12 protein-coding genes are annotated in these 18,590 nt (G+C 53.8%); 8 read left to right on the top strand and 4 right to left on the bottom strand.

Features of this window, described 5'->3' with window-relative positions:
- Positions 1 to 4 precede the first annotated feature (4 nt).
- From spoT to recG, 3 genes are read left to right on the top strand one after another with little or no spacing between them, the layout of a single operon-like run.
- Positions 5 to 2,116: a bifunctional GTP diphosphokinase/guanosine-3',5'-bis pyrophosphate 3'-pyrophosphohydrolase gene (gene spoT, locus I6L53_RS22260; RefSeq protein ID WP_042323359.1), complete on the top strand. Its 2,112-nt coding sequence runs from the start codon at positions 5 to 7 to the stop codon at positions 2,114 to 2,116.
- Positions 2,117 to 2,120: 4 nt separating this feature from the next.
- Complete coding sequence (trmH, locus tag I6L53_RS22265) at positions 2,121 to 2,810, top strand: tRNA (guanosine(18)-2'-O)-methyltransferase TrmH (protein WP_042323361.1); 690 nt, start codon at positions 2,121 to 2,123, stop codon at positions 2,808 to 2,810.
- Positions 2,811 to 2,813: 3 nt separating this feature from the next.
- Positions 2,814 to 4,895, top strand: coding sequence for an ATP-dependent DNA helicase RecG (gene recG / locus I6L53_RS22270; RefSeq protein ID WP_042323363.1), 2,082 nt, complete (start codon positions 2,814 to 2,816; stop codon positions 4,893 to 4,895).
- 45 nt (positions 4,896 to 4,940) lie between these two features.
- Here the strand turns inward: recG and gltS are convergent, their stop codons facing one another.
- A complete protein-coding gene (gltS, locus tag I6L53_RS22275) occupies positions 4,941 to 6,146 on the bottom strand; it encodes a sodium/glutamate symporter (protein ID WP_042323365.1) in 1,206 nt (401 codons plus the stop codon).
- A gap of 229 nt (positions 6,147 to 6,375) precedes the next feature.
- Here gltS and xanP point away from each other — a divergent pair, with 229 nt between their 5' ends.
- The 4 genes from xanP to I6L53_RS22295 all read left to right on the top strand — a co-directional run bounded on the left by xanP (position 6,376) and on the right by I6L53_RS22295 (position 12,766).
- The gene (gene xanP, locus I6L53_RS22280; RefSeq protein WP_042323367.1) at positions 6,376 to 7,767 is read left to right on the top strand and encodes a xanthine/proton symporter XanP; all 1,392 of its coding nucleotides are present in this window, start codon (positions 6,376 to 6,378) and stop codon (positions 7,765 to 7,767) included.
- Positions 7,768 to 7,888: 121 nt separating this feature from the next.
- Positions 7,889 to 9,616, top strand: a complete 1,728-nt coding sequence (locus I6L53_RS22285) for an AsmA family protein (protein ID WP_042323369.1) — start codon at positions 7,889 to 7,891, stop codon at positions 9,614 to 9,616.
- Between the two features lie 195 nt (positions 9,617 to 9,811).
- On the top strand, positions 9,812 to 11,374 hold the full coding sequence (locus I6L53_RS22290; protein WP_042323371.1) for a PTS transporter subunit EIIC: 1,563 nt from the start codon (positions 9,812 to 9,814) through the stop codon (positions 11,372 to 11,374).
- 12 nt (positions 11,375 to 11,386) lie between these two features.
- Positions 11,387 to 12,766: a family 4 glycosyl hydrolase gene (locus I6L53_RS22295; protein ID WP_042323373.1), complete on the top strand. Its 1,380-nt coding sequence runs from the start codon at positions 11,387 to 11,389 to the stop codon at positions 12,764 to 12,766.
- Here I6L53_RS22295 and I6L53_RS22300 read toward each other — a convergent pair.
- A complete protein-coding gene (locus tag I6L53_RS22300; RefSeq protein WP_042323375.1) occupies positions 12,750 to 13,508 on the bottom strand; it encodes a MurR/RpiR family transcriptional regulator in 759 nt (252 codons plus the stop codon). The two genes, I6L53_RS22295 and I6L53_RS22300, sit on opposite strands and share 17 nt — an antisense overlap.
- 166 nt (positions 13,509 to 13,674) lie before the next feature.
- On the opposite strand from I6L53_RS22300, the gene I6L53_RS22305 reads away from it, so the two are divergent.
- Positions 13,675 to 14,781 (top strand): MFS transporter, encoded by a 1,107-nt coding sequence (locus I6L53_RS22305; RefSeq protein ID WP_232231101.1) that lies wholly within the window; start codon positions 13,675 to 13,677, stop codon positions 14,779 to 14,781.
- Here I6L53_RS22305 and yicI read toward each other — a convergent pair.
- Complete coding sequence (yicI, locus tag I6L53_RS22310) at positions 14,778 to 17,096, bottom strand: alpha-xylosidase (protein ID WP_042323380.1); 2,319 nt, start codon at positions 17,094 to 17,096, stop codon at positions 14,778 to 14,780. The genes I6L53_RS22305 and yicI overlap by 4 nt on opposite strands.
- An 11-nt stretch (positions 17,097 to 17,107) precedes the next feature.
- On the bottom strand, positions 17,108 to 18,490 hold the full coding sequence (locus I6L53_RS22315) for a glycoside-pentoside-hexuronide family transporter (RefSeq protein ID WP_042323381.1): 1,383 nt from the start codon (positions 18,488 to 18,490) through the stop codon (positions 17,108 to 17,110).
- Between the last annotated feature and the right edge of the window lie 100 nt (positions 18,491 to 18,590).

Raw genomic sequence — 18,590 nt, forward strand, 5'->3', positions numbered from 1 at the left:
GCCCTTGTATCTGTTTGAAAGCCTGAATCAACTGATTCAACACTACCTGCCGGAAGACCAGATCAAACGTCTTCGGCAGGCGTATCTCGTTGCACGTGACGCTCACGAGGGCCAGACACGTTCAAGCGGTGAACCTTATATCACGCACCCTGTTGCCGTAGCCTGCATTCTGGCCGAGATGAAACTCGACTATGAAACGCTGATGGCTGCGCTGCTACATGACGTGATCGAAGATACTCCCGCCACCTACCAGGACATGGAGCAGCTTTTTGGTAAAAGCGTTGCTGAGCTGGTAGAAGGGGTATCGAAGCTTGATAAACTCAAGTTCCGCGATAAGAAAGAGGCACAGGCCGAAAACTTTCGCAAGATGATTATGGCGATGGTGCAGGATATCCGCGTCATTCTCATCAAACTCGCTGACCGCACTCACAACATGCGCACGCTGGGCTCGTTACGCCCGGATAAACGTCGCCGCATCGCTCGTGAAACCCTCGAAATCTATAGCCCGCTGGCGCACCGTTTAGGTATCCATCACATTAAAACCGAGCTCGAAGAACTGGGTTTTGAGGCGCTGTACCCGAATCGCTATCGTGTGATTAAAGAGGTGGTTAAAGCTGCACGTGGCAACCGTAAAGAGATGATCCAAAAAATCCTCTCTGAAATCGAAGGGCGATTGCAGGAAGCAGGGATTCCATGCCGTGTGAGTGGTCGTGAGAAGCACCTCTACTCCATCTATTGCAAGATGGTGCTTAAAGAGCAGCGTTTTCACTCAATCATGGATATCTACGCGTTTCGCGTTATTGTTCATGACGCCGACACCTGTTATCGCGTGCTCGGTCAGATGCACAGCCTCTATAAGCCGCGTCCAGGACGGGTAAAAGATTATATCGCTATTCCGAAAGCGAACGGCTATCAATCTTTGCACACGTCGATGATCGGCCCGCACGGCGTTCCGGTTGAAGTCCAGATCCGTACAGAGGATATGGATCAGATGGCGGAAATGGGGGTCGCGGCGCACTGGGCTTATAAAGAGCACGGAGAAACCAGCACGACCGCGCAGATTCGTGCCCAGCGCTGGATGCAAAGCCTGCTGGAACTGCAACAAAGCGCAGGCAGCTCCTTTGAATTTATCGAGAGCGTGAAATCCGATCTTTTCCCGGATGAGATTTACGTTTTCACACCGGAAGGGCGCATTGTCGAACTGCCTGCCGGTGCAACACCCGTCGACTTTGCCTATGCGGTGCATACCGATATTGGTCATGCCTGTGTGGGTGCGCGCGTCGACAGGCAGCCCTACCCACTGTCACAGCCGCTGACCAGCGGTCAGACGGTTGAAATCATTACCGCGCCGGGAGCACGTCCGAACGCGGCGTGGCTTAACTTCGTCGTCAGTTCAAAGGCCCGCGCCAAGATCCGCCAGTTGTTGAAAAACCTCAAGCGCGATGATTCCGTCAGTCTGGGACGCCGCCTGCTCAACCATGCGTTGGGTGGCAGTCGTAAGCTGGCCGAGATCCCGCAAGAAAGTATTCAGCGTGAACTTGAGCGAATGAAACTCGCAACGCTTGACGACCTGCTGGCAGAAATCGGCCTCGGTAATGCCATGAGCGTAGTGGTGGCGAAAAACCTGCAGCAGGGTGATGCCTCTGCGATCCAGTCCGCGGCACCTGGCCACGGTCATTTGCCTATTAAAGGCGCAGACGGGGTACTGATTACCTTTGCCAAGTGCTGCCGCCCGATTCCTGGCGATCCGATTATTGCCCACGTCAGTCCAGGTAAAGGCCTGGTCATTCACCATGAATCCTGCCGTAACATCCGTGGTTACCAGAAAGAGCCAGAGAAATTTATGGCGGTGGAATGGGACAAAGAGACGGAGCAAGAATTCATCACTGAAATCAAAGTGGATATGTTTAACCACCAGGGTGCACTGGCTAACCTGACGGCGGCGATCAACACTACCACCTCGAATATTCAGAGCCTGAATACTGAAGAGAAAGATGGTCGCGTCTACAGCGCCTTTATTCGCCTTACCGCGCGCGATCGCGTGCACCTGGCGAACATCATGCGCAAAATCCGCGTGATGCCAGACGTGATAAAAGTCACCCGTAACCGAAATTAGTCAAATGAATGCACAGCGTTATGCCCGCATTTGCGAAATGCTCGCCAGGCGCCAGCCGGACCTGACCGTCTGCATGGAGCAGGTCCACAAACCTCATAACGTCTCTGCGATCATTCGCACCGCAGATGCCGTTGGCGTTCAAGAAGTTCATGCCGTCTGGCCGGGTAGCCGTATGCGCACCATGGCCTCAGCGGCGGCGGGCAGCAACAGTTGGGTACAGGTGAAAACCCACCGCACGATTGGCGATGCGGTTACCCATCTGAAAGAGCGTGGCATGCAGGTTCTGGCAACACACCTCTCTGATAACGCTGTTGATTTTCGCGAAATAGATTACACGCGTCCAACCTGTATTCTGATGGGTCAGGAAAAAACCGGTATTACGCAGGAAGCGCTGGATTTAGCGGATCAGGATATCATCATCCCCATGATCGGCATGGTTCAGTCGCTTAACGTTTCTGTCGCCTCTGCGCTGATTCTTTACGAAGCACAGCGCCAGCGGCAGAACGCCGGAATGTACCTTCGCGAAAACAGCATGTTGCCGCAAGACGAACAGCAGCGCTTGTTGTTTGAGGGCGGCTATCCCGTGCTGGCAAAAGTCGCCAAACGCAAGGGGCTGCCCTACCCGCATATCAATCTGCAAGGCCAAATTGAAGCCGATGACGCCTGGTGGTCCACCATGCAGGCGGCGAAATAAATCATGAGTGGGCGCCTGTTAGATGCTGTCCCGCTCAGTTCACTCACTGGCGTTGGCGCAGCGCAAAGCAGCAAGCTGGCGAAAATTGGTCTGCATACCGTGCAGGACCTGCTGTTACACCTCCCTCTGCGCTATGAAGACCGAACCCAACTCTATCCCATCGGAGAACTGCTGCCCGGCGTTTATGCCACCGTTGAAGGGGAAGTACTGAACTGCAATATCACCTTCGGGGGTCGCCGGATGATGACCTGTCAGATCAGCGACGGTTCCGGCATTCTGACAATGCGCTTTTTCAACTTTAGCGCGGCGATGAAAAACAGCCTCGCGACCGGACGGCGCGTACTGGCTTACGGTGAAGCGAAACGCGGGAAGTACGGTGCGGAGATGATCCACCCGGAATACCGGGTACAGGGCGATCTCAGTACGCCGGAGTTGCAGGAAACCCTCACCCCGGTTTATCCCACCACTGAAGGTATCAAGCAGGCGACACTGCGTAAACTCACCGACCAGGCGTTGGATCTGCTGGACACCTGCGCCATCGCTGAACTTCTGCCGCCGGAATTATTACCGGGCATGCTCAGCCTGCCCGAAGCGCTCCGCACGCTGCATCGCCCACCGCCAACGCTACAGTTAAGCGATCTCGAAACTGGTCAACATCCGGCACAGCGTCGTCTGATCCTGGAGGAGTTACTGGCACATAACCTGAGCATGCTGGCGCTTCGTGCGGGCGCGCAGCGCTTCCATGCCCAACCGCTGCGCGCCAACGACAAGCTGAAAAACCAACTGTTAGCCTCGCTGCCTTTTAAGCCAACCGGTGCGCAGGCCCGCGTGGTGGCGGAAATCGAGCACGATATGGCGCTCGATATCCCGATGATGCGTCTGGTGCAGGGCGATGTCGGCTCCGGTAAAACGCTGGTCGCCGCGCTCGCAGCCCTGAGAGCGATCGCACATGGGAAACAGGTCGCATTGATGGCACCAACCGAGTTGCTGGCGGAACAGCATGCCAATAACTTCCGTAACTGGTTTGCGCCTCTTGGCGTAGAGGTCGGCTGGCTGGCAGGGAAACAAAAAGGGAAAGCTCGCCTCGCGCAACAAGAGGCGATCGCCAGCGGGCAGGTGCAGATGGTGGTGGGAACGCACGCGATTTTCCAGGAACAGGTGCAGTTCAACGGTCTTGCACTGGTCATCATCGACGAACAACACCGGTTTGGTGTACATCAGCGCCTCGCGCTGTGGGAAAAAGGCCAGCAGCAGGGTTTCCATCCGCATCAGTTGATCATGACCGCTACCCCCATTCCACGAACGCTGGCGATGACCGCCTACGCGGATCTCGATACCTCCGTCATTGACGAACTGCCGCCCGGACGTACCCCCGTCACGACGGTTGCTATTCCGGATACGCGCCGCAGCGACATTATTGATCGCGTCCGCAACGCCTGTACGCAGGAAGGTCGCCAGGCCTACTGGGTCTGTACGCTGATTGAAGAATCTGACCTGTTAGAAGCGCAGGCAGCCGAAGCCACGTGGGAAGAGCTGAAACTCGCCCTGCCGGAACTGAACGTCGGCCTGGTCCACGGGCGCATGAAACCGGCCGAGAAACAGGCGGTGATGGCGGCGTTTAAACAGGGCGATCTTCACCTGCTGGTCGCCACCACGGTGATCGAAGTGGGCGTGGATGTCCCTAATGCCAGTCTGATGATTATCGAAAACCCGGAGCGTCTGGGTCTCGCGCAGTTACATCAGTTGCGTGGTCGCGTAGGGCGCGGCGCGGTGGCTTCCCACTGTGTGCTGCTCTATAAAGCCCCATTGTCCAAAACCGCACAGCTGAGGTTGCAGGTACTGCGTGACAGCAACGATGGCTTTGTGATTGCGCAAAAAGATCTCGAAATTCGCGGGCCCGGTGAATTGTTGGGTACGCGGCAGACGGGGAATGCGGAATTTAAGGTGGCAGATTTACTGCGCGATCAGGCCATTATTCCGGAAGTTCAGCGCATTGCACGTCACATTCATGAACGTTACCCACAAGAGGCAAAGGCGTTGATCGCGCGTTGGATGCCGGAAACAGAACGCTATTCTAACGCCTGATGGCGATGCAAAAGCGCAGTGGTTCATCACCACCGCACCTTCTCGTTATTGCGCAAAAATAGGCAACAGCAGATACAGCTTAATCACCAGCGCGTTGACGATATCGATGAAAAACGCACCGACCATTGGCACCACCAGAAAGGCCATATGTGAAGGCCCGAACCGCTCGGTAATCGCCTGCATGTTGGCAATTGCCGTTGGCGTCGCCCCCAGACCAAACCCGCAATGGCCCGCCGCCAGCACGGCTGCATCGTAGTTTTTGCCCATCATCCGCCAGGTCACCACTATCGCGTACAGCGCCATAAAGATGGACTGCACCACCAGGATTGCCAGCATTGGCAGAGCCAGTGAAGCCAGTTCCCACAGCTTCAGGCTCATCAACGCCATGGCCAGAAACAGCGACAGGCTGACGTTCCCGAGAACGGACACCGCGCGCTCAAAAACGCGATAAAAGCCCACCGCTGCCAGGCCGTTACTGACAATCACGCCGACAAACAGCACGCAGACAAACGTAGGCAGCTCAAACACCGTTCCCACCAACAGTTGCGCAACAATCCGACCGACGGTCAGACAGATAGCGATAAGTGCAATGGTTTCGATCAGTACCAGAGAAGTGATCATGCGCCCGACGTCCGGTTTTTCAAACGCGGTAGGCACCGCCTGATCGTCAGGCATACCGTCCGGTGTCGTCGAGTGTTTGACCAGGTAACGCGCAACAGGCCCGCCAATCAGACCACCGAGGATCAAACCAAAAGTAGCGCACGCCATCGCCACTTCAGTCGCGTTAGCAAAGCCGTAGCGTTCGATAAACAACTTGCTCCAGGCCGCGCCGGTACCGTGTCCGCCAGACAGCGTGATCGAGCCGGCAATCAGCCCCATCAGTGGATCAAGTCCCAGTAGGCTGGCCATCCCAATGCCGATGGCGTTTTGCATCAGCAGCAACCCCACCACGACGATCAGGAAAATCCCCACTACGCGACCGCCTGCCCGCAGGCTGGCGATGTTGGCGTTTAAACCGATAGTAGCAAAAAATGCCAGCATCAGCGGATCGCGCAACGTCATATCGAAGTTCACTTCCCAACCCATGCTCTTTTTCAGCACCAACAGGGCCAGCGCCACCAGCAGCCCGCCGGCAACAGGTTCTGGAATCGTGTATTTCTTAAGAAAGGAGACTGACTGAACCAGTTTACGCCCCAGCAGCAACGTCAGCGTTGCGGCAACGAGGGTTGATAAGGTATCGAGTTGAAACATACAAAGCTCCTTGAGTACGTCTGAATCAGTTACGCACGATGTCTTATTCCTGAGGCTATTTTTAGCTTTTAATGATAATTCGGCATGGATTTTAAGCAGAAAAGCGCGGAAAGTTATATAAAAATGTGATTTTATCTATTTTAAATATTAAGAACGTTCACTCGCAAACGTTTGCTTTTACCCTCTGCTCAGATAAAATGCCCGCTTTGCTATCACGGGATTATCACTGATGTCTGTTAACACCCTCGAGTCCGAAAATGCGCAACCGGTTGCTCAGACTCAAAACAGCGAACTGATTTATCGTCTTGAAGATCGCCCGCCGCTTCCACAAACCCTGTTTGCCGCCTGTCAGCATCTGCTGGCAATGTTCGTTGCGGTGATTACGCCGGCGCTGCTCATCTGTCAGGCGCTGGGGTTACCGGCTCAGGATACGCAACACATTATCAGTATGTCGCTGTTCGCCTCCGGCGTGGCCTCCATTATTCAGATTAAAGCATGGGGTCCGGTAGGTTCGGGGCTGTTATCGATTCAGGGCACCAGTTTTAACTTCGTGGCACCGCTGATTATGGGCGGTACGGCACTAAAAACCGGTGGCGCAGACGTTCCCACCATGATGGCGGCGCTGTTTGGTACTCTGATGCTGGCCAGTTGCACAGAGATGGTACTCTCGCGCATCCTGCATCTCGCGCGTCGAATTATCACCCCGCTGGTCTCAGGTGTGGTGGTAATGATCATCGGCCTGTCGCTGATTCAGGTGGGGTTGACGTCTATCGGCGGTGGCTATGCCGCAATGAGCGACAACACCTTCGGCGCACCTAAAAACTTGATGCTGGCAGGCGTTGTGCTGCTGCTGATTATTCTGCTCAACCGTCAGCGAAATCCGTACCTGCGCGTGGCTTCACTGGTTATCGCCATGGCTGCAGGTTATGCTCTGGCGTGGTTCATGGGCATGCTGCCGGAAAACAGCGCGCCAGCCTCCCAGGAACTGATCATGGTCCCGACGCCGCTGTACTACGGTCTGGGCATTGACTGGAACCTGCTGCTGCCGCTGATGTTGGTATTTATGATCACCTCACTGGAAACCATCGGCGATATCACCGCAACGTCCGACGTTTCCGAACAGCCCGTTTCAGGTCCACTGTATATGAAACGTCTGAAAGGGGGGGTTCTGGCGAACGGCCTGAACTCATTCGTCTCTGCAGTCTTTAACACCTTCCCGAACTCCTGTTTCGGACAAAACAACGGGGTCATTCAGTTGACTGGCGTGGCCAGTCGCTACGTTGGCTTCGTGGTTGCGCTGATGCTGATCGTACTCGGTCTGTTTCCGGCAGTGAGTGGTTTTGTGCAGCATATTCCTGAGCCGGTACTCGGCGGGGCTACGCTTGTCATGTTCGGGACTATCGCGGCGTCTGGCGTGCGTATCGTTTCCCGCGAACCGTTGAATCGCCGCGCGATCCTGATTATTGCGCTGTCGCTGGCAGTCGGTCTTGGTGTTTCTCAGCAGCCACTGATCCTGCAGTTCGCACCTGACTGGGTGAAAAACCTGCTCTCTTCCGGAATCGCTGCCGGTGGTATCACCGCTATCGTACTGAATCTGATTTTCCCGCCTGAAAAGCAGTAAACACGTTGCGACGGTGATTCAACTTCGCCGTCGCTATCATACTCTTTCACGATTCCTGCCTTGAGGATTGCGCGTAAATCGTGCATAACTCAACTATGTGCACTTCGCAGGATGGAAGACCATGAAATTTATTGGAAAGCTGATTCTCTACGTGCTGATCGCCCTTCTGGTGGTGATTCTCGGCCTCTATTTCCTGCTGCAAACACGCTGGGGCGCGGAACACATCAGTACCTGGATATCTGAGCACAGCGACTATCGACTGTCCTTTGAGGCGATGGACCATCGTTTTTCTTCTCCTTCGCATATCCTGCTGAAAAACGTCACCTTTGGGCGCGACGGCCAACCAGCCACGCTCGTGGCAAAAACGGTTGATATTGGCCTGAGCACTCGCCAGCTGACGCATCCACGACATGTCGATACGATCCTGCTACAAAACGGCACTCTGAATATTTCTCCTCAGACGGCACCGTTTCCCTTCCAGGCCGATCGCCTGCAGTTACAGGATATGGCATTTAACAGTCCAGGCAGTAAGTGGGATCTGAGCGCCCAGCGGGTGAATGGCGGCGTCATCCCGTGGCTGCCTGAAGCTGGCAACGTGCTCGGCAGAAAAGCGCAGATCCAGCTCAGCGCCGGCTCTCTGACGCTGAATGACGTTCCTGCTGCCAACGTCTTGATTGAAGGCAGCATCGACAACGAACAGGTGACATTAAGCAATATTGGCGCAGATATCGCGCGCGGTGCCTTAACCGGTGTGGTAAAGCGCCTTGCCGACGGCAGTTGGATGGTTGAGAATCTTCGACTGAACGACATCCGACTGCAAAGCGATAAATCACTAGCCGGCTTTTTCGCGCCGCTTAATACCATCCCGTCACTACAGATTAATCGCCTGGAGGTCACCGACGCGCGTCTTCAGGGGCCGGATTGGGCGGTTACCGACCTTGACCTTAGTCTGCGCAATCTGACGTTCAGCAAAGACGACTGGCAGACGCAGGAAGGCAAGTTATCAATGAATGCCAGTGAGTTCATTTTTGGCTCGTTGCACCTGTTCGATCCCATTCTGAATGCGGAGTTTTCACCGCAAGGTATCGCACTGCGCCAGTTCACAAGCCGCTGGGAAGGCGGCATGGTCAGGACTTCCGGCAACTGGCTGCGCGAAGGTAAAGCCCTGATCCTCGATGACGCCGCCATTGCGGGCATAGAGTACACCCTGCCAGAAAACTGGAAACAACGCTGGATGCAGCCGCTGCCGGCGTGGCTGAACAGCCTGACGCTGAAGAAATTTAATGCCAGCCGCAATCTGGTGATTGATATCGATCCGACGTTCCCGTGGCAGTTGACCGCGCTGGATGGCTATGGCGCGAATCTGGGGCTGGTCCAGAACCAGCAATGGGGCGTCTGGAGCGGAAATGCGACCCTGAATGCCGCCGCTGCCACCTTCAACCGCGTCGATGTACGCCGCCCTTCCTTGTCTTTAGCAGCCAACGCCAACACAGTGAACATCAGCGAACTGAGCGCCTTCACAGAAAGAGGGATTCTGGAGGCGACTGCCAGCGTGTCGCAGTTACCACCGCGCCAGACGCAGGTCAGCCTGAATGGCCGCGGTGTCCCGGTGAACGTGCTACAGGAATGGGGATGGCCGGTACTGCCGATCGCCGGTGACGGTAATATTCAGCTGACTGCCAGTGGCACGGTGCAGGCTGACGCGCCCCTGAAACCCACGGTGAATGGACAATTACACGCCATGAATGCAGATAAACAGCAGGTCACGCAAACCATGCACGCCGGAGTCGTCTCCACAGGTGAAGTGACGTCAACCGAACCTGTGCCCCCCGCTCCCGTTACGCCGTAATCTCCGCTCCCCGCTCCCGGATGACCTCATTCCGGGAGCCTTCTCCCCGTGAAAACGAAACAGGTATTCATTTATCGGCTATTTGTGCCTATTTCCCGCAACAGGTTTTCATCCCGATCGAGAGTTGTTATAACGATGAGGTTGGAAGTCTTATTTAATAATTACAAACACTCTACCTAAAATAAAGGAATAGCCATGTCTGTAATACGTCAACGTATTCTGGCGGATATGCAAAGATTCTCCAGAGCAATGATCGGGGCGGTCTTGTTCTTACCTGTTATTGGCTTAATTTTGGCCTTAAGCTCAATATTAACTAACCCGACGCTTATATCCGAAACCAGCTTTTTACATCAAATCGGTCAACTTCTCGGTGATACCTTCTGGCCATTATTCGGTAACCTGGGGCTGCTTTTCTGTGTCGGCATCAGCTATGGCCTGGCGAAAGATAAAAAAACCGAAGTCGCGTTGGTTGCCGTCATGTGCTTTATTATGTTTTTGGGCGCGAACCACTCCTGGCTTGAATATACTCACGGCATCGCTGAAAAGGTCAATGGCGAATATTATGGCACCGGACAAACGCAAATTTTAGGCTTTGTCGTTGTCGATATGGGGATCTTTTTAGGGATTATTCTCGGCTGCACCATTGCCTGGGTACACAATAAAGTCTCTGAAATAGAGCTGCCTGGCGCACTCTCGATGTACGGTGGGGCGAAACTAACCTTAATCGCCATGACGCCGGTGATCCTCTTTTATGCCATTGCGTTTACCTGGTTCTGGCCATTCATCACGCACGGCATCGCCGCATTAACCAGTTTCATGAAAAATGCCGGAGTGGCAGGCGTCTTCGTGTATGGCTTCTTCGAAAAATTCCTGATTCCAACAGGACTGCACCACTTTGTCTGGTCCCCGTTCCAGTTGACCCAGATTGGCGGAACCCTGAACGTTGATGGGCAGGTGGTCTCCGGGACGCAGGCAATCTTCCTGGCCTATATGCGCCATCCGGATCTTACCCCGGTGATGAACGAAGCACTGCGCTTTTCCCAGCAGGGGATGACGACGATCTTTGGCCTTTCCGGCGCGGCGCTGGCGTTCTACCACACCGCCACACCGGAGAAGAAAATGATGGCGAAGGCCATTCTGCTGCCTGCGATTATTACCTCTATTCTGACCGGAATTACCGAACCGATTGAATTTACGTTCTTATTTATTTCACCGCTGTTATGGCTGATTCACGCCACGCTGACAGCCGCCTCTCAGGCGATTTGCGATCTGCTGACGGTTCGCCCATGGGGCGCGTCCGGACTCATTGAGTTTCTGATTTATAACCTGCCGCTGCCGGCAGCCCTCACCCGCTGGCCGTTATACGTGCTGATCGGTATCGGGCAATTCGCCGCGTACTACGTGATTTTCCGTACCCTGGTCATCAAGCTGAACCTGAAAACCCCGGGCCGCGAAGATGATGGCGAAGTGAAACTCTATAGCAAAGAAGATTATCGCAATAAAAAGGCCAATGCAGGTCAGGCCGTCACCGATGAGATTATTAAAGGCTTAGGTGGCAAAGAGAACATTATTTCTGTTGATAACTGTTTTACCCGATTACGCGTCGCGCTCCATCATCCCGACAAAATTGATGAGGCCTTATTAAAAAGTACCGGCGCCAATGGCGTAGTGCGTAATCAAAATGAAGTTCAGGTTATTTACGGAGTGAGGGTTGGACAGGTTCGATCCCGGGTAGATAACTGGCTGGCAAATAATTAATCAGGAGTTGTTATGAAATTAACTGTATTAGGTGGGGGCGGTGTTCGTTCCGCGTTCCTGGCAAAATCTCTGGCCTATAATGCGCATCGTATTGGTTTACAAGAAGTGGTATTCCTCGATAATGCAGAAGAGAACCTGAAAATTTTTGGCGAAATCGCCCGTTATGTTTTTGCCACGATTCGACCTGATATTCGTTTCAGCCTGACGACGGATCCGGTATCCGCATTAAAGAACAGCAATTATATCATCACTACTCTGCGTGTCGGCGGTGATGAAAGCCGCGTGCGCGATGAACGCATTGCGCTGAACCATAACACATTAGGTCAGGAGACCACCGGGGCGGGCGGTTTTGCGATGGCGATGCGCTCAATTCCCGCCATTCTCAACTATTGCCGTCTGATTGAAGAACATGCCGCACCTGATGCCATTCTGTTCAACTTTACCAACCCTTCAGGGCTGGTTACCGAAGCCATCATTAAGTCCGGGTTTAAACGCCGGGTTTACGGTATTTGCGATGCGCCTTCGGAACTGATTCGCGAGCTGCCAGCCATCCTCAACTGCGACGAAGCGGATTTGAAAGTGGAATGCTATGGTCTGAACCACTTCTCCTGGTTCACCCACTTCACCGTGAAAGGGGAGGACGTGACCGACAAACTGGTGAGTAACCCGGAACTCTACAGTAAGACGGCGATGCAGTACTTCTCACCGGTATTGGTTCAGCTTTGCGATAAGCAGTTACTGAATGAATATCTCTACTATTACTACTATCGCGAAGTAGCGCTGAAAGCGATTCAGGATGCGCCGGAAACGCGCGGTGAAGCCATCGCGCGGATCAACAAGGAAATGCGCGAGGAACTCCAGAGCGTTGATGCGCAGGCAAACCCGGAAGCCGCATTTGATATCTGGATGAAGCACTATCTGCGCCGCGAAAATAGCTATATGCAGAACGAGTCGCATCAGGAAAAATTCAACACTCGCACCCCGTTGACGCTACAACAGTTTATAGAAGAGCCGGATAGTGGCGGTTACGCAGGAGTGGCGCTGGATATTCTTGAAGCAGTGAACAGTTCCACCAGCAAACGCATTGTTGTCTCGTTGCAAAATAACGGCACGCTGGATTTCTTACGTCCGGATGATGTCATTGAGATCAGCTGTGACCTGAGCAAAGAGGGGCTGAAACCCGTTACGCCGATCCACGTTCCGGACGCCCAGAAAAACATGATCTCCTGCGTTAAGGAGTACGAACGTCTGGCAGTGGACGCCATCATGCGCAAAGACAAGAGTCTGGCCATCCGTGCATTAATGGCGCACCCGCTGATTGGCTCCTGGTCGCTGGCCAAACAGTTGGTCAGCGAGTATCTCGACGAAGCGCAGTTTAGCGACTGGAAATGATGGTACCCGGGGCGTCGGCTGACGCCCCGCCCGGATTTTGCAAAAACCAGAGCTTCAGCAGATGTTCGAATCCCAGAATGCAGTAACCAAAGAAAGGATTGCTCCAGTAGATATCATCATCAAACTTTTGCGGATCATGGATGATGACGGCAGTGTCTGCCGCCTGGGCCAGCGGACTTTGATAGTCACCGGTAAAGCAGACCAGGTCGGTATTTTTTCCGTCCAGCGCTTTGACCCAGTTGAGTGCCGAACTGCTGCGACCGGATTTAGACACCAGCCAGATAGAGTCGAATTTTGCAGCCGTTTTTTGTTCAAGTATTTCGTAGTCTGGCCAAAGTGCCAGACTGGCATTCACGCCAATCACCAGGAATTTATTATAAATATATTGTGCAATCAGTTGAGAGAAGCCGCTACCATGTATAAGAATACGGTCGTGTTGCAGCCGATTTAATAGCTGAGACTGGTTTTCGGCAGGCTGGACATTCATAAAGTTAATATCATTTGTCACATCAAGTTTTGGCATTGTGATATTAAACTTAATGAAGTACACCAACTCCAGCCAGCCGCTAAACTTGAGCTTTTTCGCCAGTCTAACCAGTGAGGACGGATTACTGTAACAGTGCTCTGCGACGGTGCGAATGCCCTCACGGATGCATTGTTCTGGGTTATTCTGAATAAAGCGCAGCACGTTGACTTCTGTCTTACTTAATTTTACATCACGAAATACATTTTCCAGTTCCATTTTCCGCTCCTGTGAGTGCAAAATAAATTTACCATTTTTTAAAGTAAACGGTCTGTGCAACAGGTCACTACATCACAATTTCATATTAAAAAAAGAAATGAATAAAAATCTAACATTACTCGCGATGATATTTTTCTTGTGGGGAAATATAACGGCCATTAACAGCGTGCTGATCATATTTTTCTATCAATATTTCCATCTGTCATGGTCGCAGTCTATTTTCATTACGGTTATTTTTTACGTTGCCCCTTTTCTGACCTGTCTGCCCTGCTCAATGCTGATTGAACGCCGGGGATACCGCAATGTACTGCTGCTGTCATTAACGTTGTCGGTTGCAGGATGTCTGATGTTCGCCCTGGCGTTGCAACTGGATTCCTTCGCTCTGTCACTGCTGGCGATGTTTGTTGTGGCAACGGGTGTGGCGGCGATGCAGGTCGTCGCCAATCCCTATCTGACATTGCTCAGCCCGCCGCACAAACGAATCGGCAATCTGTGTCTGGCCTCTGCCGTTAATTCGCTGGGAACTACGCTTGCCCCCATGCTGGTTGCGCTGCTCCTGGCGTTTTCCCCGGTTGATATCCTGGCGCGTGAAGAGCCTGTCAGCGCGCTCTGGCTTTGCCTCGCCCTCTTTTCGCTGGCGCTGATTGCAGGCGTTTTCTGGATCCGCCTGCCGGATGTCGCGCGTCCGAAAAAAGCCGCGTCGGGAATGCATAATGCCTGGAAGGACAGAGAGCTGCTATTCAGCGTGGTGGCGATTTTTGTCTATGTCGGCGTCGAAGTGAGCCTTGCGACCAGCCTGGTGAAATATCTCATCACCATCGGTGGCTGGAGCACCACTGTCGCGATGTCGCTGGTCTCTTTTTACTGGGGAGGCGCGCTGGCGGGCCGTTTTCTTTACGGTCTGCTCGCCGACAAAACAGGTAATTACACGCCGTTTATGGTGGCGACGCTGGCCTGCGCTACGGCAGTGATCATGGCGGTAGGGCTGAATAATATCACCGGCGGTTATCTGCTTATCCTGACCGGCTTAGGGAACTCAATTCTGTATCCGATTATCTTCGGGCACACCATCAATAAAAATCCGGCAATCGCCAACATTTCAGCCGCAGCAATGGTAATGGCCGGGATTGGTGGCGCGGTCATTCCCTTATTACAGGCCGTCTGCATTGACGGACTCAATCTCCGGTTCAGCTTTTTATTACCGGTCGTGCTGTATCTGCTGCTGGCGCTATGGGGGCGGCTTAACCTCCGCCCCCTCGGTACGTCAACTTAAAGCGTAATGACGATCTCATGACTTTGCGGCGTCACCACTACGCCGGATTCGCTTCCTCGATGTGAAGCGCCGCGAATACCGCTAATTTGCGCAATGTTACGCAGGCACAGCGTCCAGTTGTGCGCATCCCCATTCCCCGTCACGGTGAGGGTGTTGCCATTGCGCTTAGCGGTTAACGTAAAGGCAACCGAACCGTCAGCCGCAGGAACTTCGCAAACGGCTTCACGGCCCTCATCGAGAGAGAACAACTGGAAGGCGGTATCTTCATTCCATGCGTAGTCAGGCTTTTGATTATTGCCCCCCAACGCCAACAACGTGTTGTCACGCACGTACACCGGTAGACTCAGGAAGTCATGCTGCTGCTTGTGCCAGCGACCGCCCTGTACTTCGTCATTGCGCCACAGGTGCGTCCAGCGTCCCTCCGGCAAGTAAAACTGCACATCACCGGCTTGCGAGAACACCGGTGCCACCATCACAGAATCACCCAACATATATTGTCGGTCGAGATAATCGCATGCCGGATCGTCCGGGAACTCCAGCATCATGGCGCGCATCATCGGCGTGCCCCGTTCGTGCGCACGAACCGCCTCCCGGTACAGATACGGCATCATGCGACACTTCTGCTCGGTGAAGTAGCGCACCACATCGCAGGATTCATCGTCATATGCCCAGGGCACACGATAGGATTTACTGCCGTGCAAGCGACTGTGGCTGGAGAGTAGACCAAAAGCACACCAGCGTTTATAGACGTGTGCCGGCGCGGTATTCTCGAAGCCACCGATATCATGGCTCCAGAAGCCAAACCCGGACAAACCGATAGACAAGCCACCGCGCAGACTTTCCGCCATTGACTCATAGTTGGCGTAGCAGTCGCCACCCCAGTGCACCGGGAATTGTTGTGCGCCCACGGAAGCGGAGCGGGCAAACAGAACCGCCTCTTCTTCGCCCACGGTCTCTTTCAGCACGTTCCACACCAGTTCGTTGTAGACGTACGCATAATGGTTGTGCATTTTCTGCGGATCGGAACCATCAAACCATTGCACATCGGTGGGGATACGCTCGCCAAAGTCAGTCTTGAAGCAGTCAACGCCGATATCCACCAGACCTTTCAGTTTGCTGGCATACCATTCACAGGCTTGCGGGTTGGTAAAGTCATAAATCGCCAGCCCCGGCTGCCATTTATCCCACTGCCACAGAGAACCGTCCGGACGTTTAAGCAGATAGCCTTTCTCTTTTAGCTCACTAAAAATTGGTGATTTCTGTCCAATGTACGGGTTGATCCATACGCAGACCTTCAGCCCTTTCTTCTTCAGCCGACGAATCATCCCTTCCGGGTCCGGGAAGGTCACCGGATCCCATTCGAAATCACACCACTGGAAGGCCTTCATCCAGAAACAGTCGAAGTGGAAGACGTGCAGCGGCAGATTGCGCTTCGCCATGCCATCAATAAAGCTGTTTACCGTCGCTTCATCGTAGTTGGTGGTGAACGAGGTGGTCAGCCACAGTCCGAACGACCAGGCAGGCGGTAGCGCCGGACGCCCCGTGAAGCGGGTATAGCGGTTCAGTACGTCTTTCGGCGTCGGGCCGTCGATCACGAAATATTCGAGATATTCCCCCTCGACGCTGAACTGCACTTTTGACACTTTCTCCGAGCCGATTTCAAACGAGACGCACTGTGGATGGTTAACCAGTACGCCGTAGCCACGGTTAGTCATGTAAAACGGGATATTCTTGTAGGACTGCTCGGTGCTGGTGCCGCCGTCGCGGTTCCAGGTTTCTACCGTCTGGCCGTTGCGCACCAGTGCGGTAAAGCGCTCGCCCAGCCCGTAAACCGTCTCGCCGACGCCCAGATCCAGGCGCTCGAACATGTAGTTTCGCTGAGTGCTGGTGTCCTGCACATAACCATTGTTCTTCAACTGGCTGCCGGTGATGCGCACGCCGTCACGCAGGAAATCCAGCGACCAGAACTCACCTTTGGTAACGCGCACGCTTAAGTGACCGCTTTTCAGTTCAGCAACGTCGGCGGTGTTTTGGATGTCGACCTTCACGTCCTGCACAACGTTGAGCGGGTAATGCGGACCGTTATCCAGCGCCCCCTGAAAGTGTTCCATGCGCACGCCTACAACCCCTTCCTGCGGCGAAAAGAAACGCAACGTAAACAACGGGGTATCCAGTTGCCAGGTACGTTCACGGACGTCACGCGGTGCGGCATAAACCACCAGTTCATTACCGTGCTGTTCTACATCAAACACCTGGACAGGATGCGTCAAATTAAGGCCAGGCTGAATCAGCCAGTTTCCGTCGCTAATCTTCATACTCTGTTCCTTTAGTTCTGAAATTCGTTATGCGTAAATTCGTGCTGATTGCGGCGCGCGCCCTGTGCCAGTTGGTCAAGGATATTTCTCAGGTAAGGCGTTTTGAGGGTGTAATAGCGTTTGGCAATCACGGCGCTCAGCAGGTAACAGATGGCCGGAACGATCGTGAACAGAGCAATAATGATGCTGATAGTGGCACTGTTCTGGGTTTTCGCCGTCGCGTCGTAACCGCCGCCCGCCAGCATCCAGCCAATAAGCGCGCCGCCGAGCGCCAGGCCCAGCTTGAGCACGAACAGGGTGCCCGCAAAGCTGATGCCGGTCAGACGCTTACCGTTACACCATTCGCCATAGTCGACGGTATCGGACATCATTACCCATTGGATCGGCGTCACCAGTTGGTGCAACACACCGATCGCGAAGATAAAGACGAACATGGTGATGTCGGCTTGCATCGGGACGAAGAACATCGCGAGACTAACCACCGCCAGCGCCGCATTGGTCCACCAGAAAATGCTGACTTTGCATTTCCAGTCGGTGAGCGGTTTTGCCAGCGCGGAGCCAATCAGGTTGCCGACGCAGTAGGTGGTCAGGAAGGCAACGAACACCTCGGGCGTTCCCAGGATCCAGGTGACGTAATACATCATCGCACCACCGCGCACGCAGACGGCGAGGATATTGAGGATGGTCAGGAGCCCCACGATCCGCCACTGGTCGTTTTGCCAGATATCGCGCAGATCTTCGCGCATCGAGGTGGTGCTCGGCGGTGCTTCCACACGCTCTTTAGTGGTGAAGAAGCAGAACGCCAGCATCAGGAACGCCACCACGGACAGCACCGCAATCCCGCCCTGGAAACCCAGCGCTTTGTTATCGGCGTCAATGAAATTCACCAACGGCATCATCAGCACGGTCGAGAGCATCCCGCCCGCCGTCGCCAGCACAAAGCGCCATGACTGGAGGGAAATGCGCTGCGTTGGATCGCTGGTAATCACCCCACCCAGCGCGCAATACGGGATATTCACCACGGTATAAAGCAGCGTCAGCAGCGTATAGGTGACAGCGGCGTAAATCATCTTACCGTTCAGGCTGAGGTCCGGCGTGCTGTACGCCAGAACGCAAACAATACCAAACGGCAGTGCGCCAAACAGCACCCACGGACGGAATTTTCCCCAACGAGAGCGCGTGCGGTCTGCCAGCAGTCCCATGCACGGGTCTGAAATGGCGTCCAGCACACGCGCCAGTAAAAACATGGTGCCGACAAAACCGGCAGGAATACCGAAAATGTCAGTATAAAAAAACATCATATACAGCATGACGTTATCGAAAATAATATGACTGGCAGCGTCACCCATCCCGTAGCCAATCTTCTCCTTAACAGACAAAACATGAATAGTCATAACACATCCTTTTCGCGCTCCCATGCGCACTGGTACCGGTTACCGTTTTTGTAAACCATCCCGTTGGCTGCGAATATTCCGATATCTCGTTATCAAATTA

Origin of the sequence: Citrobacter farmeri (assembly GCF_019048065.1) — a bacterium.
GTDB classification, from domain to species: domain Bacteria; phylum Pseudomonadota; class Gammaproteobacteria; order Enterobacterales; family Enterobacteriaceae; genus Citrobacter_A; species Citrobacter_A farmeri.

What these genes read in the sequence shown, in the direction of transcription:
- I6L53_RS22300 (WP_042323375.1), bottom strand. Translation starts at nt 13,508, where the DNA reads ATGGAACTGGAAAATGTATTTCGTGATGTAAAATTAAGTAAGACAGAA.
- xanP (WP_042323367.1), top strand. Translation starts at nt 6,376, where the DNA reads ATGTCTGTTAACACCCTCGAGTCCGAAAATGCGCAACCGGTTGCTCAG.
- recG (WP_042323363.1), top strand. Translation starts at nt 2,814, where the DNA reads ATGAGTGGGCGCCTGTTAGATGCTGTCCCGCTCAGTTCACTCACTGGC.
- I6L53_RS22290 (WP_042323371.1), top strand. Translation starts at nt 9,812, where the DNA reads ATGTCTGTAATACGTCAACGTATTCTGGCGGATATGCAAAGATTCTCC.
- I6L53_RS22285 (WP_042323369.1), top strand. Translation starts at nt 7,889, where the DNA reads ATGAAATTTATTGGAAAGCTGATTCTCTACGTGCTGATCGCCCTTCTG.
- I6L53_RS22295 (WP_042323373.1), top strand. Translation starts at nt 11,387, where the DNA reads ATGAAATTAACTGTATTAGGTGGGGGCGGTGTTCGTTCCGCGTTCCTG.
- trmH (WP_042323361.1), top strand. Translation starts at nt 2,121, where the DNA reads ATGAATGCACAGCGTTATGCCCGCATTTGCGAAATGCTCGCCAGGCGC.
- I6L53_RS22315 (WP_042323381.1), bottom strand. Translation starts at nt 18,490, where the DNA reads ATGACTATTCATGTTTTGTCTGTTAAGGAGAAGATTGGCTACGGGATG.
- yicI (WP_042323380.1), bottom strand. Translation starts at nt 17,096, where the DNA reads ATGAAGATTAGCGACGGAAACTGGCTGATTCAGCCTGGCCTTAATTTG.
- gltS (WP_042323365.1), bottom strand. Translation starts at nt 6,146, where the DNA reads ATGTTTCAACTCGATACCTTATCAACCCTCGTTGCCGCAACGCTGACG.